Annotated in this window: 23 protein-coding genes; 11 read left to right on the top strand and 12 right to left on the bottom strand. The window is 66.2% G+C overall.

The window, feature by feature from the left end:
* Nucleotides 1-34 precede the first annotated feature (34 nt).
* Entirely contained in the window at nucleotides 35-1081 is a 1047-nt protein-coding gene (locus FHR21_RS18170; protein WP_338113209.1) for a D-alanine--D-alanine ligase family protein, read from the top strand.
* Nucleotides 1078-1938, top strand: a complete 861-nt coding sequence (locus tag FHR21_RS18165; RefSeq protein ID WP_184100902.1) for an NTP transferase domain-containing protein — start codon at nucleotides 1078-1080, stop codon at nucleotides 1936-1938. Before FHR21_RS18170 ends, FHR21_RS18165 begins: the two co-directional genes overlap by 4 nt.
* Here FHR21_RS18165 and FHR21_RS18160 read toward each other — a convergent pair.
* Nucleotides 1859-3301, bottom strand: a complete 1443-nt coding sequence (locus FHR21_RS18160; protein WP_184100900.1) for an 8'-apo-carotenoid 13,14-cleaving dioxygenase — start codon at nucleotides 3299-3301, stop codon at nucleotides 1859-1861. The two genes, FHR21_RS18165 and FHR21_RS18160, sit on opposite strands and share 80 nt — an antisense overlap.
* A gap of 82 nt (nucleotides 3302-3383) precedes the next feature.
* Here FHR21_RS18160 and FHR21_RS18155 point away from each other — a divergent pair, with 82 nt between their 5' ends.
* Nucleotides 3384-3995: a TetR/AcrR family transcriptional regulator gene (locus tag FHR21_RS18155; RefSeq protein ID WP_184100898.1), complete on the top strand. Its 612-nt coding sequence runs from the start codon at nucleotides 3384-3386 to the stop codon at nucleotides 3993-3995.
* A 61-nt stretch (nucleotides 3996-4056) separates the two neighbouring features.
* Here the strand turns inward: FHR21_RS18155 and FHR21_RS18150 are convergent, their stop codons facing one another.
* Entirely contained in the window at nucleotides 4057-4869 is an 813-nt protein-coding gene (locus FHR21_RS18150) for a hypothetical protein (RefSeq protein WP_184100896.1), read from the bottom strand.
* A gap of 270 nt (nucleotides 4870-5139) precedes the next feature.
* Between FHR21_RS18150 and FHR21_RS18145 the strand changes: the two genes are divergently transcribed.
* On the top strand, nucleotides 5140-5682 hold the full coding sequence (locus FHR21_RS18145) for a thioredoxin domain-containing protein (protein ID WP_221235251.1): 543 nt from the start codon (nucleotides 5140-5142) through the stop codon (nucleotides 5680-5682).
* Between the two features lie 21 nt (nucleotides 5683-5703).
* Here the strand turns inward: FHR21_RS18145 and FHR21_RS18140 are convergent, their stop codons facing one another.
* The gene (locus tag FHR21_RS18140; protein ID WP_246427321.1) at nucleotides 5704-5949 is read right to left on the bottom strand and encodes a helix-turn-helix domain-containing protein; all 246 of its coding nucleotides are present in this window, start codon (nucleotides 5947-5949) and stop codon (nucleotides 5704-5706) included.
* Entirely contained in the window at nucleotides 5949-6464 is a 516-nt protein-coding gene (locus FHR21_RS18135) for a DUF2975 domain-containing protein (protein ID WP_184100895.1), read from the bottom strand. Before FHR21_RS18135 ends, FHR21_RS18140 begins: the two co-directional genes overlap by 1 nt.
* Nucleotides 6465-7082: 618 nt before the next feature.
* Between FHR21_RS18135 and rpoB the strand changes: the two genes are divergently transcribed.
* Entirely contained in the window at nucleotides 7083-11261 is a 4179-nt protein-coding gene (rpoB, locus tag FHR21_RS18130) for a DNA-directed RNA polymerase subunit beta (RefSeq protein WP_184100894.1), read from the top strand.
* 52 nt (nucleotides 11262-11313) lie between these two features.
* A complete protein-coding gene (gene rpoC / locus FHR21_RS18125) occupies nucleotides 11314-15597 on the top strand; it encodes a DNA-directed RNA polymerase subunit beta' (RefSeq protein WP_184100893.1) in 4284 nt (1427 codons plus the stop codon).
* Nucleotides 15598-16063: 466 nt separating this feature from the next.
* Here rpoC and FHR21_RS18120 read toward each other — a convergent pair whose 3' ends face one another.
* The gene (locus tag FHR21_RS18120) at nucleotides 16064-16243 is read right to left on the bottom strand and encodes a PspC domain-containing protein (RefSeq protein WP_079638484.1); all 180 of its coding nucleotides are present in this window, start codon (nucleotides 16241-16243) and stop codon (nucleotides 16064-16066) included.
* Between the two features lie 61 nt (nucleotides 16244-16304).
* On the bottom strand, nucleotides 16305-16433 hold the full coding sequence (locus FHR21_RS21125; RefSeq protein ID WP_276569300.1) for a hypothetical protein: 129 nt from the start codon (nucleotides 16431-16433) through the stop codon (nucleotides 16305-16307).
* Between the two features lie 331 nt (nucleotides 16434-16764).
* On the opposite strand from FHR21_RS21125, the gene recF reads away from it, so the two are divergent.
* Complete coding sequence (gene recF / locus FHR21_RS18115) at nucleotides 16765-17874, top strand: DNA replication/repair protein RecF (protein ID WP_184100892.1); 1110 nt, start codon at nucleotides 16765-16767, stop codon at nucleotides 17872-17874.
* 164 nt (nucleotides 17875-18038) lie between these two features.
* On the opposite strand, the gene FHR21_RS18110 is transcribed toward recF, so the two are convergent.
* Nucleotides 18039-18383 carry an arsenate reductase family protein gene (locus FHR21_RS18110; protein ID WP_184100891.1) on the bottom strand — a complete coding sequence of 115 codons (345 nt, stop codon included), beginning with the start codon at nucleotides 18381-18383 and terminating at the stop codon, nucleotides 18039-18041.
* A gap of 172 nt (nucleotides 18384-18555) precedes the next feature.
* Here FHR21_RS18110 and FHR21_RS18105 point away from each other — a divergent pair, with 172 nt between their 5' ends.
* Nucleotides 18556-19278: a murein L,D-transpeptidase catalytic domain family protein gene (locus FHR21_RS18105; protein WP_338113208.1), complete on the top strand. Its 723-nt coding sequence runs from the start codon at nucleotides 18556-18558 to the stop codon at nucleotides 19276-19278.
* 166 nt (nucleotides 19279-19444) lie between these two features.
* Here the strand turns inward: FHR21_RS18105 and FHR21_RS18100 are convergent, their stop codons facing one another.
* The 4 genes from FHR21_RS18100 to FHR21_RS18085 form a co-directional block, all read right to left on the bottom strand.
* Nucleotides 19445-20848: a L,D-transpeptidase family protein gene (locus FHR21_RS18100; protein WP_246427320.1), complete on the bottom strand. Its 1404-nt coding sequence runs from the start codon at nucleotides 20846-20848 to the stop codon at nucleotides 19445-19447.
* A gap of 81 nt (nucleotides 20849-20929) precedes the next feature.
* Nucleotides 20930-22291 carry an acetyl-CoA carboxylase biotin carboxylase subunit gene (gene accC, locus FHR21_RS18095; RefSeq protein ID WP_184100889.1) on the bottom strand — a complete coding sequence of 454 codons (1362 nt, stop codon included), beginning with the start codon at nucleotides 22289-22291 and terminating at the stop codon, nucleotides 20930-20932.
* A gap of 8 nt (nucleotides 22292-22299) precedes the next feature.
* A complete protein-coding gene (accB, locus tag FHR21_RS18090; protein ID WP_184100887.1) occupies nucleotides 22300-22779 on the bottom strand; it encodes an acetyl-CoA carboxylase biotin carboxyl carrier protein in 480 nt (159 codons plus the stop codon).
* 79 nt (nucleotides 22780-22858) lie between these two features.
* On the bottom strand, nucleotides 22859-23299 hold the full coding sequence (locus tag FHR21_RS18085) for a type II 3-dehydroquinate dehydratase (RefSeq protein ID WP_184100885.1): 441 nt from the start codon (nucleotides 23297-23299) through the stop codon (nucleotides 22859-22861).
* Nucleotides 23300-23377: 78 nt separating this feature from the next.
* On the opposite strand from FHR21_RS18085, the gene thiS reads away from it, so the two are divergent.
* From thiS to FHR21_RS18070, 3 genes are all read left to right on the top strand, one after another.
* Nucleotides 23378-23581: a sulfur carrier protein ThiS gene (thiS, locus tag FHR21_RS21235; RefSeq protein WP_184100883.1), complete on the top strand. Its 204-nt coding sequence runs from the start codon at nucleotides 23378-23380 to the stop codon at nucleotides 23579-23581.
* Nucleotides 23578-24348, top strand: coding sequence for a thiazole synthase (locus FHR21_RS18075; protein ID WP_184100881.1), 771 nt, complete (start codon nucleotides 23578-23580; stop codon nucleotides 24346-24348). The genes thiS and FHR21_RS18075 overlap by 4 nt, the downstream gene beginning before the upstream one ends.
* A 115-nt stretch (nucleotides 24349-24463) precedes the next feature.
* Entirely contained in the window at nucleotides 24464-24646 is a 183-nt protein-coding gene (locus FHR21_RS18070) for a CsbD family protein (protein WP_184100879.1), read from the top strand.
* 53 nt (nucleotides 24647-24699) lie between these two features.
* Here FHR21_RS18070 and FHR21_RS18065 read toward each other — a convergent pair whose 3' ends face one another.
* Nucleotides 24700-26097 (bottom strand): DUF1254 domain-containing protein, encoded by a 1398-nt coding sequence (locus FHR21_RS18065; protein ID WP_184100877.1) that lies wholly within the window; start codon nucleotides 26095-26097, stop codon nucleotides 24700-24702.
* Nucleotides 26098-26195 lie beyond the last annotated feature (98 nt).

Below are 26195 nucleotides of genomic sequence, written 5' to 3'. Positions count from 1 at the left end.
CGTCATCGAACGGTCATGGCGGTGCAATCTTCGCATGGTCGAAGACGGCATGCGAACCACCGACCTTGCTCCGACCCGGCTGCCCGATCGCCTGCGCGAGACGCAGCACCTGCTCTTCGTCGCCAGACATGCCCGCTGGACGGGCGCGCTCCACCCGGAGGATGGCAATCACGCTCTCTATCACCGCGAGGTGAGGGAGATATTGGAGGGGCTGGGGATCGTCTTGTCGATCGCCGACAGCTATGCCGCATTGTTCGACGCGCCCGATGCGGATTTCGTCCTTCCGCTGCTCAACCGCGGCGGCTTCTTCAATTCGGAGATGCTGTTGCCGCTGCTCTGCAACCGGCTCGGCCTGCCTTATGTCGGCGCGTCGCCCATCGTGCGCGGTCTGTCCGACGACAAGCATCTGACCAAGCTGGAGGCGGCGGCGCGAGGCGTGCCGACCGCGCCCTGGGCGTTGTTCCGCCGCGGCGCGCCCGTCGATGTCGCGCGCTGCCCGCCGGCGCGGCGCTGGGTCGTGAAGCCGAACAACAGCTCGGCATCTTGGGGTATCCGCGACGCGCACGATCGCGCCGAACTCGCGCAGGCGATCGCCGAGGTGCAGGCGCTTGACCATGATGCGCTCGTCGAGCCTTTCCTCGACGGCAGCGATGTCGAGGTTCCGGTGATTACGCTGGACGGTGCGCCGGCGATGCTGCCGATGATGATCTTCGAGCAGGCCGATCCGACGCACCTGCGCACCTATCAGGAAAAGCGTGACCTCGTGGATCGCAGCGCCAAATACAGCCTTCGCCTGTTCGACGATCCGGAGTTGGCGGCACGCATTGCCGATCATACTTGGCAGATGGCCGAGATCTTCCGGCCGTTCGACTATGGCCGCTTCGAGTTTCGCGTCGATTTCGCGACCGGCGAAGTGCGGCTGCTCGAGGTCAATCTCAACTGCAACCTGTGGTCCGAAAAGGTGTTCGGCCGCGCCGCCGTTGCCGCGGGGTTTACCCAGGCCGATCTGATCGAGACGATCGTCGCCGAAAGCATGATCCGGCAATCGCCGGCCGCCGCCGTGCAGCGCGACGCCGCATGACGGGTTCGATCCTGATCCTCGCCGGCCGCCGCCCCGGCACGGTCGATGCGCTCGCGGCGGCGCACGGCGTTTCCGACAAATGTCTGGTGCCCGTAGCGGGCCGACCGATGATCGCGCACGTCCTCGCGAGCGCAGCGGCGAGCGGTGCGGGGCGGATCTTCGTATCGACGCACCATGAGGCACTGGCGGGCGATATCGACGATCCCGCCGTGGCCGCACTCGGCGACCGTCTGACCATCGTTCCCGCGGCCGACAATCTGGCGGATTCGGTGCTCGCGGTCGCCGACATCGCCATCTTCCCGCTGCTCATCACCACCGCCGACAATTGTCTGCTCACCCCAGAAACCATCGCCGAGATCGACCGAGAGGCCACGCGGCTGGGCGCGGAGGCGGGGGTCGCGCTGGCACGGCGCGAGGACGTGCTGGCGGTTCACCCCGAGGGGCAGCGCCGCTTCTACGAATTTTCCGATGTCGCGGTGTCGAACTGCAACGCTTATTGGATCGGGCATCGCGGCGCACTGAGAGCGGCCGAAGCGTTCCGCGGCGGCGGCCAGTTCGTCAAGAAGCCGATTCGGGTGATGCAGGCCTTCGGGCTCGTCAACCTACTGCGTTTCCGCTTCGGTCTCGGCCCGATCCACCATATCTTCCGCCGCGTCTCGCGCCAATTGAAGGTCGATGTGGCGCCCTTGCTGGTCAGCGATGGCCGCACGGCGATCGACGTCGACAACGACCGGTCGCTGCGCGTCACCGAGGTGCTGATGGCGCGCCGCGATGCCGTCAGTCCGCGACCCAATTGCCGTGGAACCCCGGCGGCACCCGGTGCGGCAGATGCACGACAGCTTGCGGCGGTCCCATAAAATCGTCGGCGTTCAAGATGACGAGATCGGTCGTCTCGTCATTCATGTTCACGACGAGGCCGACCAGCCAGCCGTCGCCCTCGGCCCCTTCGGGGCTGCGCGGCACGAAGACGAACTCGCCGGGGTGGCGGCCGGGGCCGAAATCGCGTGTCTCGGTGGTTCCGTTTTCGAGATCGTGACGAAACAGGCGGGTATCGGCGATCGCCAGTTCGCCCGCTCCGTCGGGTAGTGCGACGCTGTAGATATAGCGATAGGACCGCGTCGTCCGCCGCTCGTCGTAGCGCGGGAATTCCTGATTATGATCGTGGATGACGGTGCGGGTCGTCGTGTCCGCGGTCGGGTCGATCGTCCAGCGCTCCATGCGCGAGCGCGGGCTGTCGGGGCCACGCTTCGATTCCGCGAACATCGTGTCGTGCGCGACGACGTCGACGATGACCTTGCCGTCCGCCGTCTCGAACGCATTGGCGGGATGGAAGACATAGCAGGGATCGACCGGCACCCAGAGAATCTCGCTGCCCGCGCCAGCTCGCGGGAGGAGGCCGACCCGCGCCGGATGCGCCTCGTTCCACGCATAGGGAAAGCGATAGCCCGCAAGCAGCGATTTCATTGAGAAGGTCACGGGCAGGTCGAAGACGAGAGCGTAATTCCGCGTGATCGCGCAGTCGTGGATCGAGGGACCGTCGGCGACCGCGACCGCCTCCTCGCGGATCACATGCGCGTCGGCGTCGAGGACGACGTGCCACACCATGTTCGGCCGATCGCCCTGATAGGTGATCGCGTGCGTTTCGTTCGCGAAGGGATCGTGGTGCGGATGCGCGGTATAGGGGCCGGCGAGCGTGCCGTCGAAGGGATTGTGCGCGATCGTGCCCAGCGTGTCGGACAGTTCGGCGGGCTTGCCGCCCGCCTCGACGATCGCGAAGGTGCGCCCGGCGAGGCCGACGACATTGGTGTTCGGCGCGTCGAAGCCTTCGGCCGCCCGCGGGCCGGGCGGGACCGGCTCGCCGAGCTTCGCACAGGCCTCGGCGCCGCGGACCCAGCGGTTGCGATACCAATGCGCGCGGCCGCCTTCGATGCGGATGCCGTGGACCATGCCGGCGCCCGTGAACCAGTGATAGCTCGCGGGATCGGGGGGGAGAGCCGGATTGGGGCCGTTGCGCAGATAGCGGCCGGAAAGCGCCGCGGGGATTTCGCCGTCGACCGCCAGCGCCTCCAGCGTCAGTTCCTCCTCCATCGGCTTGTGGATGCCGGTGAGATAGGGGTGCGCGTCGGTGGGGCGGGGGAGGCGGCGGCGGTTGAAATCGGCGACCTTGCCGATGCCCTTGGCGACCGCGCCGCGGATCAGGGTTTCGACGTTGCTGGCCATGGCGCTTCTCCTGTAAGCGGAAGTTGGCGAAAGTGCCGCGCAGCGTTGCCTTGGCACCTTGTGATGTTTACGATGGAAACATATGGCGGACAAAGATAACAGTGTCAACATAAAAAAGGCGCCCGCGAAGGCGGAGCGCGCCTATCATCATGGCGACCTGCGCGCGGCGGTCATCGCGGCCGGGCTGAAGCGGCTCGCCGAGGACGCAGGCGGCGAGCTGGGGCTGCGGGCGCTGGCGCGCGACGTCGGGGTCAGCGCGACCGCGCTTTACCGCCATTTTCCGGACAAGGAGGCGCTGCTCGACGCGCTGGCGGAGGAGGGGTTGCGGCGCCTCGGCGCGCTGCAGGCCCAGGCGTGGCTGAAGGCGGGCGGCGGGCGCGCGGGCTTCAAGGCGACCGGCATCGCCTATGTCCGCTTCGCGCACGACGAGCCGGCGCTGTTCCGCCTGAGCTTCACGCGCCAGATGCCCGACCGCAAGACCGAAGAGGCCGGCGACGGCGGGGAAGTTGCCTATAACCTGTTGCGCGCGGGGGTCGGCGAGGTGTTTCCCGACGCCGAATCCGCCGACGCGGCCGCCCTGCACGCCTGGGCGCTGGTCCACGGCCTGGCGATGCTGATCCTCGACCGTCGCGTCACATGGAGCGAGGCGATGGTCGAGCGCGTCGTCGGCCTGACCTTTGGCGGGGTGGATTGAAGGCGCACGAAAAAGGGCGCGGGAGGGTAGCTCCCGCGCCCTTCGTTCGAAAGCCGAAGGCTTAGTTGGCCGATTTTTCCGGCGTCGCGGGCTCGACCTCGGCGGTCGCGTCGGGCGCCGCGGCGGATTCGCTCGCGCCCTGGCCGATCGCACTCGCGAACTGCTCGACCGTATAGCCGGCCGACAGGCCCGCCGACGACATCAGAAAGGCGCTGCGCGGCAGCGAGACGTCGCCGGTGGCGGCGGTCACGACGACATTCTGGTCGTCGAACGACTTGACCTTGCCGAGCACGGCGGTGCCGTTCAGGCTGTGAACGTCGGCGCCGGGCTGGAGCGCCGCGGCGACCGCGGCATCGTCGGCCGCAGCGGCGGTGTTCGCCTGCTGCATCGCGCTCGCGAACTGCTCGGCAGTGAAGTTGGTCGCGAGGCCGGCCTGCGAGACGAAGAAGGCGCTCTTCGCCAGCTTGACGTCGCCGGTCGGGGTGGTGACGACGACATTGTCGCCCTGAACCAGCTTGACCTTGCCCAGAACCGCGGTGCCGTTGGCGCCGTGGATGTCCGCGCCGGGGACCAGCGCGGCGGCAAGCGCCTGCTCATTGGCGGCTGCGGCCTGGCCGACGGCGGCCGTCAACTGGGCAAGGGTAATGGTGATCGCCGGACCCTTGTCGGTTTTGGTGAAGGCGTTCTTGGGCAGGGTGACCGGATTGCCGTTCAACGTCACGACGACATTGTCGCCGGCGTCGCTGGAGATCGGGCCGATTTCTGCACCGGCCGAATCATAGACGACCGTACCGGGAGCGAAATTGGGGCCGTCCGCGGGGGCAGCGGCCGCTGCATCCTGCGCCATCGCGGGCGCACCGGCCGCAAGGGCCATGCCGAGGGAAAGGGAAGTCACAAAGGCAGCGATCTTTCGCATCGCATCATCTCTCCTTGAGAATTGGTATTGCGGTTCGGGTCTCAACGCATGTGGGCGGGGGATGACCACGCAAATGCTGCCGAACCGTGGCTGTTGCGGGACGAACTGTGTCGAAGTGGCGCAAATCCTGCTTCACGGCTTGAAGCCGCGCGCTCGGGACGGCGCTTCATTCGCCAAGGGTCCTGCGCTAGTATCGCGGCGAGCGCGAGACGACAGGAGGAGCGGCGGATGACGATGGCGGCGGCAATGACGGCACCCGAACTCGACGTTGTGCGCTGGTTCAACAGCGCGCCGCTGACCCTTGCCGGCCTGCGCGGACGGGTGGTGGTCATCGGCGCCTTTCAGATGCTGTGCCCCGGCTGCGTCTCCGAGAGCCTGCCGCAACTCCGGCGGATTCACGAACTGTTCCCCGCCGACGCGGTGACGGCGATCGCCCTGCACAGCGTGTTCGAACATCATGCCGCGATGACGCCGGTATCGCTCGAAGCCTTCCTCCACGAATATCGCATCGCCTGTCCGGTCGCGGTCGACCGCCATGACGACCCCGCGGGCATTCCGGTCACCATGGCGCGCTATGGCCTGCGCGGCACGCCCAGCCTGCTGCTGATCGACCGCCGGGGCCGCCTCCGCCTCCACCGCTTCGGCCATGTCCCCGACCTGGCGGTCGGCGCCGCGATCCAACAGTTGCTGGACGAGGGGGAAGGGGAGGGCGTGACGGCCGTGACTGAAAGCGGCGGCGAACGCTGCGCGGTCGGGAGCGATTGCGGCTGAGGCGTCCACGGACGGCTCGCGTCAGGAGGCGAGACGCCGCCGTGCGGTTTCATCGTTCGATCCTTCCGCCTCAAAGATAATCAGGTCGCCGGGTTGGCAGGCGAGCGCGCGGCAGAGCGCGTCGAGGGTCGAGAAACGGATCGCCTTGGCCTTGCCGGTCTTCAGGATCGAGAGATTGGCAAGGGTGATGCCGATCGCGTCCGCCAGTTCGGTGAGCGTCATGCCGCGGTCGCGCAGCAAGCTGTCGAGCCGGACAACGACCGGCATCAGACCGTGCCCTCCAGATCGTCGCGCATCGCGGCGCCGCGATCGAAGACGTCAGCCAGCACGAAAACGAGCAGCACGACGACGATCCCGTAAAGCGAGAAACCGAAGCCCAGATTGCTCTGGCCGACCAGCGGCCCCAACCCGTCGCCGACGAAGCCGATCGCCGTGCCGAGAACCTGGATGCCGATCATCAGCCAGCCGACGGCGCGGAGGTGGGCGGCGTTGGCGGCGTGGAAAGCGTGTCCGGCGGTCAGGCTCGTCAGCATGGCGAGCAGCTTGCGCAGGATCAGGCCGACCATGAGCAAGGCGGCGAGCCCCATCGCGCCGAGCAGATAGAGGCGCGGCAGCAGCCCCGGAGCGGCGGTCGCATCCATGTCGGGACCGAACCCGTCGCCGAGAGACAGCCGGACGATGATCCACAGCAATATGGCGGTTGCGATCGCGACAAGCCCGGTCATCAGCCAGAGTGCGGCCCGGGTGATGAGCCACAGCGGTTTGCCCTGCGAGTTATCCATCGGAATCTCTCCTGTTTGATTTATCGAAAAACGATATGTAGCGCGATGCTGGCTGTGTCAACGAACTTATCGTTTAACGATAAATTCTTCCTGTCCTCCTCGTCACCCCGGATCAGGTCCGGGTTGACGAGGAAGGGATGGGCCTTTCCAATGCCGGACGGCGCCGCGACCGGGCCGGGGTAGTGGGTCAGTTTGAATTTCCGCTTGGATAAATAGCCAATCTCATTCTTCCTTCGTCATGCTGAACTTGTTTCAGCATCCATGACCTGCTTTCTCGTCCGGTGCTGCGCTCGTCGAAAGCTCGGGCCATGGACCCTGAAACAAGTTCAGGGTGACGGGAAAAGAGAGTTGCGCGAACCACATATGGGTGGAAATTCAAACTGACCCACTACCCCAGGCCCGCTCCGCGTTGACACCGCGCGGCCCGGACCCTATATCTCCATCACACCCTTCCGTCCGGGACGGGCCCGACCTTGCGCAGCGGGTTCCAGGAATAGGATGGCGGGGATTTCGGGATGCGTGATGAAGCTGCGGTAAGCCGGCAACGGTTGCTCGCGGCCTTTTTGCGTCTCTATCGCGCTCGCGACGTTGATTTTATTGCAGGCGAGACAATCACATATGGCGACCAAGGCGAAGTCGGTGGGCAAGGCCCTCGAAGCTACCGCGACGCGGCGAATCCGCAAGCTGTTCGGCAATATCCACGAAGCGGTGGAAATGCCCAACCTGATCGAGGTGCAGCGCGAATCCTATGAGCAGTTCCTGCGCTCGGACCCCGCGACGGGCTATGTCTCCGGCCTCGAAAAGACGCTGCGCAGCGTGTTCCCGATCCGCGATTTCGCCGGCACCGCCGAGCTGGACTTCGTTCATTACGAACTGGAAGACCCGAAGTACGACGTCGAGGAATGCCGTCAGCGCGGCATCACCTATGCGGCGCCGATGAAGGTCACGCTGCGCCTGATCGTGTTCGAGGTCGACAGCGAAACCGACACCCGCAGCGTGCTCGATATCAAGGAGCAGGACGTCTACATGGGCGACATGCCGCTCATGACCGAGAACGGCACCTTCTTCATCAACGGCACCGAGCGCGTCATCGTCAGCCAGATGCACCGTTCGCCGGGTGTGCTGTTCGACCATGACCGCGGCAAGACTCACTCGTCGGGCAAATATCTGTTCGCCGCGCGCGTGATCCCCTATCGCGGCTCGTGGCTCGATTTCGAATTCGACGCCAAGGACATCGTCAACGTCCGCATCGACCGCAAGCGCAAGCTGCCGGTGACGACGCTCCTCTATGCACTGGGCATGTCGGGCGAGGAAATCCTCAACTTCTTCTATGACCGCATCGTTTTCGAGCGCGCCGAGAATGGCTGGAAGGTGCCGTTCATCGCCGAGAACTGGCGCGGCGCGAAGCCGGCGTTCGATGTCGTCGACGCCAAGACCGGCGAAGTCGTCTTTGCCGCGGGCCACAAGATCAGCCCGCGCCTCGCCAACAAGGCGGCGAAGGACGGGCTTGAAACGCTGCTGATCCCGACCGAGGAAATCTTCGGCCGCTATTCGGCCTATGACCTGGTCAACGAGGCGACCGGCGAGATCTACATCGAGGCCGGCGACGAGGTCAGCGCCGAGAATCTGGAAAAGATGGACGCGGCCGGCATCGACAAGCTGGTGCTGCTCGACATCGATCACAACAACACCGGGCCGTGGATCCGCAACACGCTGAAGGCCGACAAGGCCGAGGACCGCGACCAGGCCCTGTCGGACATCTACCGCGTCATGCGCCCCGGCGAACCGCCGACGCGCGAGACGGCGGAGGCGCTGTTCGGCGGCCTGTTCTTCGACGGCGAACGCTATGACCTGTCGGCCGTCGGCCGCGTCAAGCTCAACATGCGTCTCGGCCTCGACGCCGAGGACACGGTGACGACGCTGCGCAGCGAGGACATCCTCGCCGTGGTCAAGGAGCTGGTGAACCTGAAGGACGGCAAGGGCGAGATCGACGATATCGACAACCTCGGCAACCGCCGTGTGCGTTCGGTCGGCGAACTGCTCGAAAACCAGTATCGCGTCGGCCTGCTGCGCATGGAGCGTGCGGTCAAGGAGCGCATGTCGTCGGTCGACGTGTCGACCGTCATGCCGAACGACCTGATCAACGCGAAGCCGGCGGTCGCCGCGGTGCGCGAATTCTTCGGATCGTCGCAGCTTTCGCAGTTCATGGACCAGACCAATCCGCTGTCGGAAGTCACCCACAAGCGCCGCGTGTCGGCGCTCGGGCCGGGCGGCCTGACCCGCGAACGCGCGGGCTTTGAGGTCCGCGACGTTCACCCGACCCACTATGGCCGCATCTGCCCGATCGAGACGCCGGAAGGCCCGAACATCGGCCTGATCAACAGCCTGGCGACCTTTGCGCGCGTCAACAAATATGGCTTCATCGAGACCCCCTACCGCCGCATCGTCGACGGCAAGGTCACGAACGAGGTCGTCTATCTGTCGGCGATGGAAGAGAGCAAGCACACCGTCGCGCAGGCGAACGCCGATCTCAATCCCGACGGCAGCTTCGTCGAGGAGCTGATCTCGGCACGCGAGGCGGGCGAGTTCCTGATGGCGCCGCGCGACCAGATCACGCTGATGGACGTGTCGCCCAAGCAGCTCGTTTCGGTCGCGGCATCGCTGATCCCGTTCCTGGAGAATGACGACGCCAACCGCGCGCTGATGGGATCGAACATGCAGCGCCAGGCGGTGCCGCTGCTGCGGGCCGAGGCGCCCGTGGTCGGCACCGGCATGGAAGGCACGGTCGCCCGCGATTCGGGCGCCGCGATCGCGGCGCGCCGCGGCGGCATCGTCGACCAGGTCGATGCGACCCGCATCGTCATCCGCGCGACCGACATGGTCGAGCCGGGCAAGTCGGGGGTCGATATCTATCGCCTGCAGAAGTTCCAGCGCTCGAACCAGAACACCTGCATCAACCAGCGTCCGCTGGTGAAGGTGGGCGACGTGATCCGCACCGGCGACATCATCGCCGACGGTCCGTCGACCGAGCTCGGCGAGTTGGCGCTCGGCAAGAATGTGCTCGTCGCCTTCATGCCGTGGAACGGCTATAATTATGAGGACTCGATCCTCATTTCCGAGCGTATCGTGAAGGACGACGTCTTCACCTCGATCCACATTGAGGAGTTCGAGGTCACCGCGCGCGACACGCGTCTCGGGCCGGAAGACATCACCCGCGACATTCCGAACGTCGGCGAGGAAGCGCTGCGCAACCTCGACGAGGCGGGCATCGTCTATATCGGCGCCGAGGTCGGCCCGGGCGACATCCTGGTCGGCAAGATCACGCCGAAGGGCGAAAGCCCGATGACGCCGGAAGAAAAGCTGCTGCGCGCCATCTTCGGCGAAAAGGCGAGCGACGTGCGCGACACCTCGCTGCGCCTGCCGCCGGGCGTGTCGGGCACCGTCGTCGAGGTCCGCGTCTTCAACCGCCACGGCATCGACAAGGACGAGCGCGCGATCGCGATCGAACGCGAGGAGATCGAGCGGCTGAAGCAGGACGCCGACGACGAACGCTCGATCCTCAACCGCGCGACCTTCTCCAGCCTCAAGGAACTGCTGGTCGGCCAGACCACCAGCGCGGTGCCGAAGGGCATGAAGAAGGGCGAGGCGCTGAGCGAGCAGGACCTCGCCGACCTCGACCGCGCCGACTGGTGGAAGCTCGCGGTCGTCGATGACAAGGCGCAGGCCGCGCTCGAAGCGATCAAGGCGCAGTATGACGACGCGATCAAGCGGATCAACGCCAAGTACGAGGATCGGGTCGAGAAGCTGCAGCGCGGCGACGAACTGGCGCCGGGCGTGCTCAAGATGGTCAAGGTGTTCGTCGCGATCAAGCGCAAGCTGCAGTCGGGCGACAAGATGGCCGGCCGCCACGGCAACAAGGGCATCATCAGCCGCATCCTGCCGATCGAGGACATGCCGTTCCTGGAAGACGGGACGCATGTCGACGTCGTGCTCAACCCGCTCGGCGTGCCGAGCCGCATGAACGTCGGGCAGATCCTCGAAACGCACCTCGGCTGGGCGTCGCGCGGCTTCGGCCGCCAGATCACCGCCGCGCTCGAGGACTGGCGCGCCGCGAACCCGAACCCCGAGGCGGCGGCCCCGCCCGAGGCGGTGCGCGAGAAGCTGATCGAAGCCTATGGCGACGAATATGCGGGCGACATCAAGGCGCGCAGCGGCGAGCAGATCGTCGAGATGGCCGGGCATCTGTCGCTGGGCATCCCGTTCGGCACCCCGGTGTTCGACGGCGCGCGCGAGGGCGACGTGTCGGCGATGCTCGAACGCGCCGGGCTCGATCCGTCGGGTCAGGTCGATCTTTACGACGGCCGCACCGGCGACCGCTTCGACCGCAAGGTGACGGTGGGATATATGTATATCCTGAAGCTGCATCACCTGGTCGACGACAAGATCCACGCGCGCTCGATCGGCCCCTACAGCCTCGTCACCCAGCAGCCGCTGGGCGGCAAGGCGCAGTTCGGCGGCCAGCGCTTCGGCGAGATGGAGGTCTGGGCGCTCCAGGCCTATGGCGCGGCCTATACGCTGCAGGAAATGCTGACGGTGAAGTCCGACGACGTGATCGGCCGCACCAAGGTCTATGAAGCGATCGTCAAGGGCGACGACACCTTCGAGGCCGGCATTCCCGAAAGCTTCAACGTGCTGGTCAAGGAAATGCGCTCACTGGGCCTCAACGTCGAACTCTCGTCCTATTCGGACGAGGACGACGACGAGGGTCCGGAAGCCCTTCCCGAAGCCGCCGAATGATTTTTCCTCACCCTTCTCGCCCCGCGGCGAGAGGGGAAGATGGAGCTAGAATATGAACCAGCTTACCAACTTCATGAACCCGGTCGCGAAGCCCGAGACCTTCGACATGATCAAGATCGGCATCGCGAGCCCCGAGCGCATCCGTTCGTGGTCGTTCGGCGAGATCAAGAAGCCCGAGACGATCAACTACCGCACGTTCAAGCCCGAGCGCGACGGCCTGTTCTGCGCGCGCATCTTCGGTCCGATCAAGGATTACGAATGCCTGTGCGGCAAGTACAAGCGCATGAAATACAAGGGCATCGTCTGCGAGAAATGCGGTGTCGAGGTCACGGTGACCAAGGTCCGCCGCGAGCGCATGGGCCATATCGAGCTCGCCGCGCCGGTCGCGCACATCTGGTTCCTGAAGTCGCTGCCGTCGCGCATCGGCCTGCTGCTCGACATGCAGTTGAAGCAGCTCGAGCGCGTGCTGTACTTCGAGGCCTATATCGTCCTCGAACCCGGCCTGACCCCGCTCGAGAAGTTCCAGCTCCTGACCGAGGACGAACTGCTCGACGCGCAGGATGAATATGGCGAGGACGCATTCAGCGCCGGCATCGGCGCCGAGGCGATCCGCGTGCTGCTCGAGAATCTCGATCTCGAACAGGAACGCACCGACCTGATGGAAGAGCTGGCGACGACCAAGTCGGAGCTGAAGCCCAAGAAGATCATCAAGCGGCTGAAGGTCGTCGAGAGCTTCATCGAGAGCGGCAACCGCCCCGAGTGGATGATCCTGGAAGTCATCCCCGTGATCCCGCCCGAACTGCGTCCGCTGGTGCCGCTCGACGGCGGCCGCTTTGCGACGTCGGACCTCAACGACCTCTACCGCCGCGTCATCAACCGCAACAACCGCCTGAAAAGGCTGATGGAACTGCGCGCGCCGGACATCATCGTCCGCAACGAGAAGCGCATGCTGCAGGAAGCGGTCGACGCGCTGTTCGACAACGGCCGACGCGGCCGCACGATCACTGGCGCCAACAAGCGTCCGCTGAAATCGCTGTCCGACATGCTCAAGGGCAAGCAGGGCCGTTTCCGCCAGAACCTGCTCGGCAAGCGCGTCGACTATTCGGGCCGTTCGGTCATCGTGACCGGCCCGGAACTCAAGCTGCACCAGTGCGGCCTGCCCAAGAAGATGGCGCTCGAGCTGTTCAAGCCGTTCATCTATGCCCGCCTCGACGCCAAGGGTCTGTCGATGACCCTGAAGCAGGCGAAGAAGTGGGTCGAGAAGGAACGCAAGGAAGTCTGGGACATCCTGGATGAGGTGATCCGCGAGCATCCGGTGCTGCTGAACCGCGCGCCGACGCTCCACCGCCTGGGCATCCAGGCGTTCGAGCCCGTGCTGATCGAGGGCAAGGCGATCCAGCTTCACCCGCTGGTCTGCGCCGCGTTCAACGCCGACTTTGACGGCGACCAGATGGCGGTGCACGTCCCGCTGTCGCTGGAAGCGCAGCTCGAAGCGCGCGTGCTGATGATGTCGACCAACAACATCCTGTCGCCCGCGAACGGCAAGCCGATCATCGTGCCGTCGCAGGACATGGTGCTGGGCCTCTATTATCTGTCGCTGGAGCGCGAAGGCGAGCCGGGCGAGGGCATGCTGCTGGCCGACATGGCCGAGGTGCACCAGGCGCTGCACGTCGGCGCAGTGACGCTGCACACGAAGGTCGTGAGCCGCGTTCCGCAGACCGACGAGCAGGGCAAGGACTATCTGAAGCGGTTCGAAACGACGCCGGGCCGCATGCTGATCGGCGAATGCCTGCCGAAGTCGCACACCGTGCCCTTCGACGTCGTGAACCGTCTGCTGACCAAGAAGGAAATCGGCGACGTCATCGACCAGGTCTATCGCCATACCGGCCAGAAGGAGACGGTGCTGTTCGCCGACGCGATCATGGCGCTGGGCTTCCGCCACGCGTTCCGCGCCGGCATCTCGTTCGGCAAGGACGACATGATCATTCCCGACGCCAAGGAAAAGCTGGTCGAGGAGACCCGCGTCCTGGTGAAGGACTTCGAGCAGCAGTATCAGGACGGCCTGATCACGCAGCAGGAGAAGTATAACAAGGCGATCGACGCCTGGTCGCAGTGCGGCGACAAGGTCGCCAACGCGATGATGGAAGAGATCAAGGCGACGCCGAAGCTCGACGACGGCCGCATGGCCCCGATCAACTCCATCTACATGATGGCGCATTCGGGCGCGCGCGGTTCGCCGGCGCAGATGAAGCAGCTTGCCGGGATGCGCGGCCTGATGGCCAAGCCGTCGGGCGAGATCATCGAGACCCCGATCATCTCGAACTTCAAGGAAGGCCTGACCGTCCTCGAATATTTCAACTCGACCCACGGCGCCCGCAAGGGCCTGGCCGACACGGCGCTCAAGACGGCGAACTCGGGCTACCTGACCCGCCGCCTCGTCGACGTGTCGCAGGATTGCGTCGTGATCGAGGAGGATTGCGGCACCGACCGCGGCATGGAAATGCGCGCGATCGTGCAGGGCGGCAGCGTGATTGCCTCGCTCGGCGAGCGCATCCTCGGTCGCACGACGCTCGAGGACGTCACCGACGCCGACGGCACTGTCATCGCCCCGGTCGGCACGCTGCTCGACGAGGCGATGGTCGCGAAGATCGAGGAAGCCGAGGTGCAGTCGGTCAAGATCCGCTCGCCGCTGGTCTGCGAAGCGACGCTTGGCGTCTGCGGCAAATGCTATGGCCGCGACCTTGCGCGCGGCACGCCGGTGAACATCGGCGAGGCGGTCGGCGTGATCGCCGCCCAGTCGATCGGCGAGCCGGGCACGCAGCTCACGATGCGGACCTTCCACATCGGCGGCGCGGCGCAGGTCAACGAGCAGTCGAACCTGGAGGCCATCTCCGACGGCACGATCGAATATCGCGACATGGAGACGATCGTCGACCAGCGCGGTCGCCGTCTGGCGCTGTCGCGTTCTGGCGAGATCGCGGTCATCGACGCCGAGGGTCGCGAGCGCGCGACCCATCGCCTGCCCTATGGTGCGCAGATCATGCACAAGGACGGCGAAAAGGTGAAGAAGGGCGACCGGATCGCCGAATGGGATCCGTTCACCATGCCGCTGATCACCGAAAAGAACGGTGTGGTGAAGTATCAGGACCTGATCGACACCAAGACGCTGACCGAGCAGATCGACGAAGCGACCGGCATCGCGCAGCGCGTCGTCACCGAATATCGCGCTACCGGCCGCGGCAAGAAGGAAGACCTTCAGCCGCGCCTGACCCTGCTCGACGATGCGTCGGGCGAGGCCGCGCGCTATCTGCTCGCGGTGGGCACGATGATCTCGGTCGAGGACGGCCAGCAGGTGCAGGCGGGCGACGTGCTCGCGCGCGTCACCCGCGAAGCGTCGAAGACCCGCGACATCACCGGCGGTCTGCCGCGGGTGGCCGAATTGTTCGAGGCCCGCGTGCCGAAGGATGTCTCGGTGATCGCGAAGCTCTCGGGCCGGATCGAATTCGTCAAGGATTACAAGGCGAAGCGCAAGATCGCGATCGTTCCGGAAGAGGGCGATCCGGTCGAATATCTGATCCCCAAGTCGAAGGTGCTGGAGGTGCAGGAAGGCGACTATGTGAAGCGCGGCGACGCGCTGATCAGTGGCTCGCCGAACCCGCACGACATCCTCGACGTCATGGGGGTCGAGGCGCTGGCCGAGTTCCTCGTCGCCGAGATCCAGGAAGTCTATCGACTCCAGGGCGTGAAGATCAACGACAAGCACATCGAGGTGATCGTCCGCCAGATGCTGCAGAAGGTCGAGATCACCGACGGCGGCGACACCACGCTGCTGCCGGGCGAGCAGCTCGATTATCTGGAGATGATGGAATATAACGCCAAGCTGCCGAAGAACGGCAAGCCCGCGGAAGGCCGCCCGGTCCTCCTCGGCATCACCAAGGCGAGCCTGCAGACGCGCAGCTTCGTCTCGGCGGCGTCCTTCCAGGAAACGACCCGCGTCCTCACCGAAGCGTCGGTGCAGGGCAAGGTCGACTCGCTGATGGGCCTCAAGGAGAATGTCATCGTCGGCCGCCTGATCCCGGCGGGCACCGGCGCGGCCATGAACCGCGTCCGCGTCACCGCATCGAGCAAGGATGCCGCGCTGCGCGCCGCCATGCGCGCCGCGACCGAGGCCCATCTGATCGCGCCCGAAAGCGCGGCCGAGGAACATGCCGCCGAACTGGCGCAGGGTCCCGAAGCCGCGATGGGCGACGATCCGCTCGGCAAGGTGCAGGGCGAGGACTTCACGACCGACGACGTGCTGGTCGAGGAGCGCCCCGAAGGCGGCGAGGCGGAATAAGCCTCGCGCCGACCTGATGGGTCGACGGGAAAGACAGAGCCCCGCCGGAGCGATCCGGCGGGGCTTTTTCTTTTGACGGTTTTGGGGTGGGAAACTGCCTCGCGGCCTCGTCATGCTGAACTTGTTTCAGCATCCATGGCCGGACCTCTCACCCTGCGCTGCGCCGAAGGAAACGGCAGGCCATGGACCCTGAAACAAGTTCAGGGTGACGATGATGGAAACGTCGCCTTCCGGTCGATTTCCGACCTTCGTCATCCCGGACCTGATCCGGGGGCCCGTTTTTCGAGGCATCGGCCGGTTTCGGTATCCAGCGGGACCCGGATCAGGTCCGGGGTGACGATGAAATATACGCCGGTTTTCGATCTCCCCGCACGTAAAAAGGCCCGCCGGAGACCGGCGGGCCCTTGGTCTGTGGAAATGTGCGGGCCGGTGCGACTGCGCCTGGAAGGCTGCCGGCCCGGTGCTGCTAGGGCGCGAGGATCGCAACCGTGAGATAGAGCAGCAGCGGCAGGCCGAAGCCGAGCAAAGTCAGCGCCACGAAGGCGACGCGCGTCCACAAGACGTCGAAGCCGAAGTGGTCGGCCATGCCGGCGCAAACGCCGAAGACCATGCCATCGCGACGATTCTTGCGAAAACCCTGTTTCATCTTTTTCCTTTCCATCCCGGCCCGAAGGCCGGCTTCACAAGGTAGGGCAGCCGGCCGCCGGTCAGATGACCAGACGGCCGAGTTCCGCACCCGTCGGGCCGACGGCGGCGAGGAACATGAGCGAGCAATAGAGCGAAGCCAGCGCGGCGACGGCGTAGCTCTTGAGCGATTCGGTGTTGAACTGAGCCATGATGAATGTCCTTCCTTCCTCCCATCCGGACCATCCGGTGGATGCCTGTTGTTATGCAGGGGGCGTGCCAAATTCATTCATTGGCGGTTAAGTGCGGTTTTTTGAGGGATGGAATAAAGTTTCAACGCAAAAAATACGCAATAATGGCAAAAAATGCCACCCGTGCGAAGTTTTCGCACTTTATCCCCCTCCCGTTTGCGGGAGGGGTTAGGGGAGGGCATGTCGAGATTGAGCGCGGCGCCGGAACAGGCCCTCCCCCGGCCCCTCCCGCAAGCGGGAGGGGAGAAGAGGCGTTTCCCTTGGCGTTGGAAATATCCTACGCGAAAAACCGATGACGCTGATCCGCCTCTCGCTGACCGATTTTCGCAATCATGCCGGCGTGGATCTGGGCGCCGGGCCGGGGCTCGTCGCGCTCCACGGCGACAATGGCGCCGGCAAGACCAATATATTGGAGGCGATCTCGCTGCTTGCGCCGGGGCGCGGGCTGCGCCGCGCGCCGCTGGCCGAGATGGTGCGCGACGGTGCGAGCGGCGGCTTTGCGGTATTCGCGGAGGTGCTGGCCGGCGAGGGGCTGGCCCCGGTCGCGCTCGGCACCGGGATCGAGCCCGCGCATCCGGGGCGGCGGCTGGTACGGATCAACGGCAGTCCCGCGGCGACAACCGCGCTCGGCGACTGGCTGGCGGTGCTGTGGCTGACCCCGGCGATGGACCGGCTGTTCGTCGAGAGCGCGGGGAACCGGCGGCGCTTCCTCGATCGGCTCGTCCTCGCGCTCGACCCGCGGCACGCGCAGCACGGCAATCGCTATGAGGCGGCGCTGCGCGCGCGCGGGAAGCTGCTGGCGGGCCAGCCGGGCGCCGACCCGCAATGGCTGGCGAGCCTCGAGGCGCAGCTTGCCGAGCATGGCACGGCGATCGACGCGGCGCGGCTGTCGACCCTGGCGGCGCTCTCGGCCGAGCTGGCGGCGCAGCCCGGTGCGCCCTTTGCGCGGCCGCTGCTGACCCTGATCGATGCCGAAGGCGCGCCGCGCACGGCGCCGTGGACCGTCGATGCCCTGCGAGCGCTGTTCGCCGGGCGGCGGCGGATCGACGCGGCGGCTGGCCGCGCGACCGCGGGACCGCACCGCGACGACCTCTCCGCCATTCATGCCGCAAGCGGCCGCGCGGCGGCGCGTTGCTCGACCGGCGAGCAGAAGGCGATGCTGCTGTCGCTGATCCTCGCGCACAGCGATTGCGTCGCGCGGGCGCGCGGGGCGCGGCCGGTGCTGCTGCTCGACGAGGTCGCCGCGCACCTCGACCCCTCGCGCCGCGCCGCGCTCTACGAACGGCTCGCGGGGCAGGGCGGGCAGGCGTGGCTGACCGGGACCGAGGCGGCGCTGTTCGACGCCATGCCCGGGCCGGTGACGCGCTATCGGATCGCGGGCGGACGGATTTCGGCGGGGTAGGATAAATATCGCGAGCAAATCTGCTCTCTCCCCTTCAGGGGAGAGATACGCAGGCTTGCGAGCTTGCTCGCTAGCCGAAGTTGAGAGGGGCCGGCGTGCGTGACTCCCCCTCTCCCAACCCTCTCCCCTGAAGGGGAGAGGGCTTTGGTTGATTCAGGCGCAGCTTATAAAATCTCCCACACCACATCCTGCGGGCGGCAGTAGCGCACGCCCTTGTCGGTCTCGACGAAGGGGCGGTTCACATAGGCGGGATTGTCGACCATCGCGGCGATGATCGCATCCTCGCTCGCGTCGGGGAGGCCGCGCTCTTCGGCGTCGGTGCCGCGCAGGCGCAGGGCCTCCTTGGCGGTCAGGCCGGCGTCCGCGAAAAGCTGGCGCAGCTTGTCCGCCGTATAGGGCGTCTTCAGATATTCGACGACGGTGACATCGACGCCCGGCGTCTCTTCGAGGATCGCGAGCGTCTTGCGCGAGGTGCCGCAGGCGGGATTGTGCCAGATAATTGCCTTCATGGCCCGGCTCTATCGCGGCGCGGCGGCGGCGTAAACCCGCTGTTCATGGCGATTATGGCACATCTGCCCGCATGACGAAGACGATGCCGCTTGCCTTCCGGGCGCAAGCTGCGGCTAATGCCCGCGTGATGAGGGACCGTCAAAGGGCGGCCATGCGGGGTTTGGGTTGCACGTGAAGACGGAAATCGATCGCAGGGCGATACTGACCGGACTGGCGGGCGCGGGGGCGCTGGCGGCGGTTCCGGCGCGTGCCCAGTTGCCGGGCTGGATCATGGACAGGGCGCCCGCGGCGCCGCCGGTCGACTATCTGTCTGTCGCACGCGCGCAATTGGCGCGCGAAAGCCATCATGTCGCGCAGACCGACCGCGTCGGCATCGTCGATTTCGGCTTGCCGTCCTGGCGCCCGCGCTTTGCGCTGGTCGATCTGGTCGCGGGGACGATCGACCTATATCCCGTGACCCATGGTCGCGGCTCCGACCGGCAGCACGACGGCTGGCTCAAGAATTTTTCGAACGCCCCCGGCAGCCTCGCCAGCTCGCGCGGCGCCTATCGCACCAGCGATTATTATTGGGGCGCCAACGGGTCGTCGATGCGGCTGGTCGGGCTCGACCCCGACAACAGCAATGCCGACATGCGCGCGATCGTCGTCCATGGGGCCTGGTATGCCGACCCGTCGCTGATCGCGACGCAGGGCAAGCTCGGGCGCAGCGAGGGCTGCTTCGTGTTCGGCGAGGCGCTGCTGCCGCAGATCCTCTACAAGCTCGGCCCCGGCCGCCTGCTCTTCGCCGACAAGCTCAGCGCCCCGCCGCCGCAGCCCGTGTTGCCGGTGCCGGGCACCGAGGGGCTCGTGCGCACAGGGGCGACGAGCGGGCAGATGCCGGGAACGGCGGATTAGGCGAGGGTTGGCCCAGCCTGAAATTTCATTGTCATGCTGAACCTGTTTCAGCATCCATGACCCGCACTCCCGGTCGAACGCCGCGTCATCCGAGGGCAGGCCATGGACCCTGAAACAAGTTCAGGGTGACGAAGAATGAGAGCGCGGCGTTCGGTCTGAACGTCCCTCAATAAATCCCCGACATCCCCGGCGCCTGCGCGCTCGGCCTGGCCGGCGCTGCCGGAGCGGGCTGGCGCGTGGCGGTCGTCGTGGTCGGGACGACCGGCGGCGGGGCGGGAGCGATCAGCGCGGCGGTCGGGCGGCCCGGCTCGGCAAAGCTCGCCACGACGGGGGCGTCGCGGCCATAGAGGTCGGCGAGCTTCTTCAGCCCGCCCTTGCCGTCGGGCACCATCGTCCAATAGGCGACATAGACGGGGAAGGGCTGGGTGAATTCGAAGCGCTTGGTCTTGCCGCTCGCGACGACCTCGCCGAATTCCTCGGGGGTCGCGCCCGCGAACATCACCGCCATCAGGCCGGAGAAGTGCAGCGCCTTTTCGGTGCGGATGCAGCCATGGCTGAAGGCGCGCTTCGTCGCGGCGAAGGCGCCCTTCGACGGCGTGTCGTGCAGATAGATGGCGTGCGGGTTGAGCATTTCGAGCTTCATCACGCCGAGCGCGTTGTTCGCCCCCGGCTGCTGCACCACCGACAGCGTCTTGCCCTTGCCGGTCCAGGTATAGCCCTGGCGGCGCGCCGAGGCGGGGTTGTTCGCGATCGTCGCGCCGATGCCCTCGTTGATGATGCTGCGCGGCAGCGTCCAGGTCGGGTTGACGATGACGCCGGTCGCCATCGGGTTGAGCTGCGGCGTCGGGGTCGAAGCCTTGCCGACCACCGCCTTGTGCGTCGCGATGACGGTGCCGTTCCGCACCACGCGGGTCAGATATTCGGGAACATTGCTGACGACATAGCCCTCGCCCAGGTCGCGCGGCATCCAGCGCCAGCGTTCCATGTTGACGCGGATCGCATTCTCTTCGGCGGGCGTCTTCGCGGTGGCGAGCGCGGACTTGAGCAAGGCGAAGGTCGGATGTACCGGATCGAGCCCGGTCAGCGTCATCGGCACGTCGTTCGCGGTCAGCGCATAGTCGAGCAGCGGGATCAGCGGCGTGCTGTCGGAATCGCTGTCGGTCATGAACCACTGTTTGCGCGCGGCATTCGGCGTGCGGCCGTCGCGCATATGGGTCGCGAGCAGCAGGAAGGCGTCGGTCGCGACCTTGTCGAGCTGAATCTGGTTGCCGCTGTCGATCGCGGCCTGCAGCTCCTGCGGATCATAATCCTTCGGGAACAGCCCTTCCTCGCCGATATTCCGGATGAAGGTCAGCAGCGCACGGGCGTTGTCCTCGCTCCAGCTCGGCAGATTGGCCTGCGCCAGCGTCTCGACGACGGGCGCGTCGTCGGCGACCTTGTCGGGCTGGAGGACGACCGAATCCTCCTTGACGTCGGTCGGCGCGGTCTGGGCGAGCGCAGGCGCGCCCGCGAGGGTTAGCGGGAGGAGCAGCGCCGCGGCGGACGCAAGGCGGGGGGAGAGATATGCCATGTCCCTCGCCATAGACGAGATTTCGCGGGGGTGGAAGGCAATCCGGCCGAGTCCTCTCCCCTGAAGGGGAGGGGGAAGAGGTCAGCCCTCCGCCCCGGCCTCCTGCCTGGCGAGCCATTCCTCCAGCCACTTGATCGTATAGTCGCCGTGGATCACGTCGGGCGCGGCGAGCAGGTCCTGATGGAGCGGAATGTTGGTCTTGACGCCGCTGACCACCATTTCCTCCAGCGCGCGGCGCATCCGCATCATGCAGCTTTCGCGGGTGCGGCCATAGACGATCAGCTTGCCGATCATGCTGTCGTAATAGGGCGGGATCGCATAGCCGGCGTAGAGGCCGCTATCGACACGGACGTGCATGCCGCCCGCGGCGTGATAGCTGGTGACCTTGCCCGGCGAGGGCAGGAAGCTGCGCGGGTCCTCGGCATTGATGCGGCATTCCATCGCGTGGCCGCGAAATTCCAGATCCTCCTGCGCGACCGACAGGCCGCGGCCGTCGGCGATGCGGATCTGCTCGCGGACGAGATCGAAGCCGGTGATCATCTCGGTCACCGGATGCTCGACCTGGATGCGGGTATTCATCTCGATGAAGAAGAATTCGCCGTTTTCCCACAGGAACTCGATCGTCCCGGCGCCGCGATAGCCCATCTTCGCCATGGCCTCGGCGCAGATGCCGCCCATTCGCGCGCGCTCCTCGGCCGAGATGACGGGCGAGGGGGCTTCCTCGAGCACTTTCTGGTGCCGCCGCTGGAGCGAGCAGTCGCGCTCGCCCAGATGGATGGCATTGCCGTTGCCGTCGCCGAAGACCTGGAATTCGATGTGGCGCGGGTTGCCGAGATATTTCTCCATATAGACGGTCGGATCGCCGAAGGCGGCCGCCGCCTCGCTCGACGCCTGACCCATCAGGCTTTCGAGCGCTTCGGCGTCGGGCACCACCTTCATGCCGCGCCCGCCGCCGCCCGAGGCCGCCTTGATGAGCACCGGATAGCCGATCTCTTCGGCCAGACGCTGCGTCTCCTCGCCGAAGGTCACCGCGCCGGGCGAGCCGGGGACGACCGGCAGGCCGAGTTCGACCGCGGTGCGCTTGGCCTCGACCTTGTCGCCCATCGTGCGGATATGCTCGGGCTTCGGGCCGACGAAGACGATGTTGTGCGCCTCGATGATCTCGGCAAAGCGGGCGTTCTCGGACAGGAAGCCATAGCCGGGGTGGATCGCGTCGGCGCCCGTCACCTCGGCGGCGGAAATGATCGCCGGGATGTTGAGATAGGAGTCCTTTGCGGCGGGCGGGCCGATGCACACCGCTTCGTCAGCTAGGCGGACGTGCATCGCGTCGGCGTCGGCGGTCGAGTGGACCGCGACGGTCTTGATGCCCATTTCATGGGCGGCGCGGTGGATGCGCAGCGCGATCTCGCCGCGGTTGGCGATCAGCAGTTTCTCGATGCTCATGGGCTGGATCAGCCGATGGTGAACAGCGGCTGGTCGAACTCGACCGGCTGGCTGTTCTCGACATGCACGGCCTGAAGCGTGCCCGACTTGGGCGCGGTGATCGGGTTCATCACCTTCATCGCCTCGATGATGAGGATGGTGTCGCCTTCCTTCACCGCGGCGCCGGCGCTCGCGAAATTGGCGGCGCCGGGTTCGGGGGCGAGATAGACGGTGCCGACCATCGGCGACTTGACGGCGTCGACGAAGCGGTCGGCGGCGGGCGCCACGGAAGCGGCCGGCGCGGCGGTTGCCGCAGCGGGCGCCGCGACCGGCACGGCGGCGGGAGCGAAGGCGACGGGCGCCGCGGCGGTCAGCGTCCGCGCGACGCGGACCTTGCGGTCGCCGTCCTCGACCTCGATTTCGGAAAGCTGCGTGTCGTCGAGCAATTCGGCAAGCGCGCGGACAAAAGCCGGATCGATGTTGATGCCCTGCTCTTTATGGTCACCCATGAGATTCTATCCTGTTGTTATGGCGCCCCGGTTCGATCGCCGGCGGCGTCCGGACCCCGGTTCTGATGGCGCCCTCTTGTCAGAGACGCGCGGCGGCGTCCAGCGCCAGCATATAGCTGTCGGCGCCATGGCCCGCAAAATGTGCCGCCGCGGCCATGCCGATATAGCTCAGATGGCGAAAGGATTCGCGCGTCTGCGGGTCGGACAGATGGACCTCGATCACCGGCACCCGGATCGACTTGATCGCGTCGTGGATCGCCACCGACGTGTGGGTATAGCCGCCGCCGTTGAGCAGTACCGCCTTCGCGCCCGCGAAATGCGCCTCGTGCAGCCAGTCGATCAGCGCGCCCTCGTGATTGGTCTGGCGGCAGTCGATGCGAAGCCCGAGCGTCGCCGCCTTGTCGGTGAGCCGCGCGTGGATGTCGTCCAGCGTGTCGTGCCCGTAAATCTCGGGCTCGCGCGTGCCGAGCAGGTTGAGATTGGGGCCGGAGAGGACGAAGATGACGGGAAGTTCGGACAAAGGCGGGGCTTTCGGTTGCTAGCGCGCGGGCTCCCCCTATATGGGCTGCACGGCAAAAGGCAAAGAAGGGCAGCGGCGGTGGTTTCGATCATCCTCAACGGCGACGAACGGCAGGTACGCAGCGGCAGCATCGCCGATCTCGTCGCGTCGCTCGGCCTCGACGTGAAGAAGGTCGCGGTCGAGCGCAATCGCGAGATCGTGCCGCGCTCGACCCTCGCCGACGTCGCGCTCGCCGAGGGCGACGCGCTGGAAATCGTGCATTTCGTAGGAGGCGGTTGTTGACCGACCAGTGGAGCGTCGCCGGGCGGAGTTTCACCTCGCGCCTGATCGTGGGGACCGGAAAATACAAGGATTTCGAGCAGAATGCCGCCGCGGTCGCGGCGTCGGGGGCCCAGATCGTCACCGTCGCGGTGCGCCGCGTCAACGTGTCGGACCGGACCGCGCCGATGCTGACCGACTATATCGACCCGAAGAAGATCACCTATCTTCCCAACACCGCCGGCTGCTTCAACGCCGACGATGCCATCCGCACCCTGCGGCTGGCGCGCGAGGCAGGGGGATGGGACCTCGTCAAGCTCGAGGTGCTGGGTGAGGCGAAGACGCTCTATCCCAATATGCGCGAGACGCTGGAGGCGACCGAGGTGCTGGCGAAAGAGGGCTTTCTGCCGATGGTCTATTGCGTCGACGATCCGATCGCCGCGAAGCAACTCGAGGATGCGGGGGCGGTCGCGATCATGCCGCTGGGCGCGCCGATCGGCTCCGGCCTCGGCATCCAGAATCGCGTGACGATCCGCCTGATCGTCGAGGGCGCGTCGGTGCCGGTGCTCGTCGATGCCGGCGTCGGCACGGCGAGCGATGCGGCGGTGGCGATGGAGCTCGGCTGCGACGGCGTGCTGATGAACACCGCGATCGCCGAGGCAAAGGACCCCGTCCGCATGGCGCGTGCGATGAAGCTGGCGGTCGAGGCGGGGCGCGATGCCTATCTCTCGGGCCGCATGGGCCAGCGCCGTTATGCCGACCCGTCGAGTCCGCTCGCGGGACTAATCTAGGTTAGTTTTCTCTTTTAATTGAATGGCTTGATGCGTTTTTAGGGAACGCCAACGGCGCGGGCTCGTTGATCGGGCACGGGGCTATGTCGCCTCGTGTCAGCCAAGGAGACTCCCCGTGGGTGAATATAAGGACAAAGCCAAGGGCCTCGCCAACGAAGCCATCGGCAATACCAAGCAGGCGATCGGCAAGGCGACCGACAATGAACGTCTGCGCGCCGAAGGCGAAGCGCAGGAGCGCAAGGGCGAAGCCCAGAATCTGAAGGGCAAGGTCAAGGGCGCGCTCGGCGACAAGATCTGACCAACGACGAAAAGGCCCCCGGACATATCGGGGGCCTTCTTCCTTCTTTGCGCTTACGGCACCCGCTTGAGCGGCGGCGGCGTCCAGCGTCCTTCGAGCGCCTCGCGCCGCGGCAGATAAAGCCGCAGGTTCATCGTGAACGGCCCCTCCGGCGCGGGCAGCCAGTTGGCCTGCTTGTCCGCGCCCGGATTCTCCTTCTGGATATACAAGTCGAGCGAGCCGTCGGCGTTGAAGGCCAGCTTGTCGCGGTCGCCGATCGCGAAACGGTCGATCGGGTTGGCGACGAAGAACTGGTCGGCGCCGTACATCGTCAGCGACCAGAAGGCGTCGGCGGGCGGAATCTGGTCCTTGTCGAAATGCAGGACATAGCGTGCCGCGCCGCTGAGCGGCTTACCCGCGCCGTCGAGCGGCACCATCGGATAGATAGCTTCCTCGGGCGGCAGCGCGCCGAGCCCGGCGTATGCGATGAAGGCGCGCTGCAGATAGTCGTTGCCATAGACGCCGAGCGCATTGCCGAGCGCGACCCAGCCGTTCCTGGTCAGATCGAGTCCCTTGCGGCGGTTCAGGATTCGCGCATGGGCGTCGGCTGCGGCGCGGGTGAGGCCGCGCTGCACCGCGGGGTCGGCGGCGGCGAGGTCGAAGCTCTGCCCCGGCACCAGCCCGACCCGCTCCATGCGCAGCAGCACCGCGTAATCGGTCGCGTGCGGCGGGTTGCGCTTCAGCGTCTCGGCGAATAGGGCGAAGAAGGCGCCCGGCGCCATTTGCGCGACCTGCTCGACCGGCGGCGTCTTTCTATCGATCGACGGATCGGCCTGCGCCTCTGCCGCGGCCTGCGGTTTGCTCCAACCCGAGAGTGGCGTCGCGGCGTAGCCCGCCTGCAACTGGTGGACATGGTCGTAATCGGCGGCGCTGTTGGTCTGGATGCGCCCGATGATCCAGCCTTGCTCGGTCGGACTGCGCACCATCCGCATCCCCTGCGGCAGACCGCCCTGCCAGTGCGGGCCGACGAGTGCGACGGTGCCGCCGTCGTTGCCGGTCGTGCGCGTGCCGAGCGTCGCGAACACCTCTGTCCACATGTCCATGATCGGCACGACATGATAGCGGCCCGCGGTGTCGGGCAGGGTCAGGATCAGCGGTTCCTTGCCGACGTCGAACCACAGGGTCGAATAGAGGGTGTCGGCGTTGGGACGCACCACGTCCCGGAAACTCGCGTCGGGATAGGTCTTCATGTGCGAAAAATGGTTCATCGGCGCGTGCAGCCGGCCTTCGCCGGCATTGGTCGACACGCGCCGCGTCACTTCCATCAGCACCATCGGATAGGCGTAGGTATAGGCTTCGAGGCCGATGGCGTAGGCGTCCTCCTCGGTTACCGGCGTCCCTTGGGGCGCTGCCTGCGCCGGGCCGGTCAGGAAGGCGGCCGCCATGGCCAGCAGTGCGAGCAGTGGTTTCATGCAATGACTCTCCTCTCGATCATTCCCTGCCGCTACGCCGTGCCGCGCCGCCCGTCTGTCATCCAGCCGACAATCTCTTGGGATTTTCGGACGCGGGG

Source organism: Sphingopyxis panaciterrulae (assembly GCF_014199295.1).
Taxonomy (GTDB): Bacteria; Pseudomonadota; Alphaproteobacteria; order Sphingomonadales; family Sphingomonadaceae; genus Sphingopyxis; species Sphingopyxis panaciterrulae.
This window is presented reverse-complemented; position numbering and strand designations above follow the sequence as displayed.

Coding starts and splice junctions, on each gene's coding strand:
- FHR21_RS18170 (WP_338113209.1), top strand. CDS start 35: ATGGTCGAAGACGGCATGCGAACCACCGACCTTGCTCCGACCCGGCTG.
- FHR21_RS18165 (WP_184100902.1), top strand. CDS start 1,078: ATGACGGGTTCGATCCTGATCCTCGCCGGCCGCCGCCCCGGCACGGTC.
- FHR21_RS18160 (WP_184100900.1), bottom strand. CDS start 3,301: ATGGCCAGCAACGTCGAAACCCTGATCCGCGGCGCGGTCGCCAAGGGC.
- FHR21_RS18155 (WP_184100898.1), top strand. CDS start 3,384: ATGGCGGACAAAGATAACAGTGTCAACATAAAAAAGGCGCCCGCGAAG.
- FHR21_RS18150 (WP_184100896.1), bottom strand. CDS start 4,869: ATGGCCCTTGCGGCCGGTGCGCCCGCGATGGCGCAGGATGCAGCGGCC.
- FHR21_RS18145 (WP_221235251.1), top strand. CDS start 5,140: ATGACGATGGCGGCGGCAATGACGGCACCCGAACTCGACGTTGTGCGC.
- FHR21_RS18140 (WP_246427321.1), bottom strand. CDS start 5,949: ATGCCGGTCGTTGTCCGGCTCGACAGCTTGCTGCGCGACCGCGGCATG.
- FHR21_RS18135 (WP_184100895.1), bottom strand. CDS start 6,464: ATGGATAACTCGCAGGGCAAACCGCTGTGGCTCATCACCCGGGCCGCA.
- rpoB (WP_184100894.1), top strand. CDS start 7,083: ATGGCGACCAAGGCGAAGTCGGTGGGCAAGGCCCTCGAAGCTACCGCG.
- rpoC (WP_184100893.1), top strand. CDS start 11,314: ATGAACCAGCTTACCAACTTCATGAACCCGGTCGCGAAGCCCGAGACC.
- FHR21_RS18120 (WP_079638484.1), bottom strand. CDS start 16,243: ATGAAACAGGGTTTTCGCAAGAATCGTCGCGATGGCATGGTCTTCGGC.
- FHR21_RS21125 (WP_276569300.1), bottom strand. CDS start 16,433: ATGGCTCAGTTCAACACCGAATCGCTCAAGAGCTACGCCGTCGCCGCG.
- recF (WP_184100892.1), top strand. CDS start 16,765: ATGACGCTGATCCGCCTCTCGCTGACCGATTTTCGCAATCATGCCGGC.
- FHR21_RS18110 (WP_184100891.1), bottom strand. CDS start 18,383: ATGAAGGCAATTATCTGGCACAATCCCGCCTGCGGCACCTCGCGCAAG.
- FHR21_RS18100 (WP_246427320.1), bottom strand. CDS start 20,848: ATGGCATATCTCTCCCCCCGCCTTGCGTCCGCCGCGGCGCTGCTCCTC.
- accC (WP_184100889.1), bottom strand. CDS start 22,291: ATGAGCATCGAGAAACTGCTGATCGCCAACCGCGGCGAGATCGCGCTG.
- accB (WP_184100887.1), bottom strand. CDS start 22,779: ATGGGTGACCATAAAGAGCAGGGCATCAACATCGATCCGGCTTTTGTC.
- FHR21_RS18065 (WP_184100877.1), bottom strand. CDS start 26,097: ATGAAACCACTGCTCGCACTGCTGGCCATGGCGGCCGCCTTCCTGACC.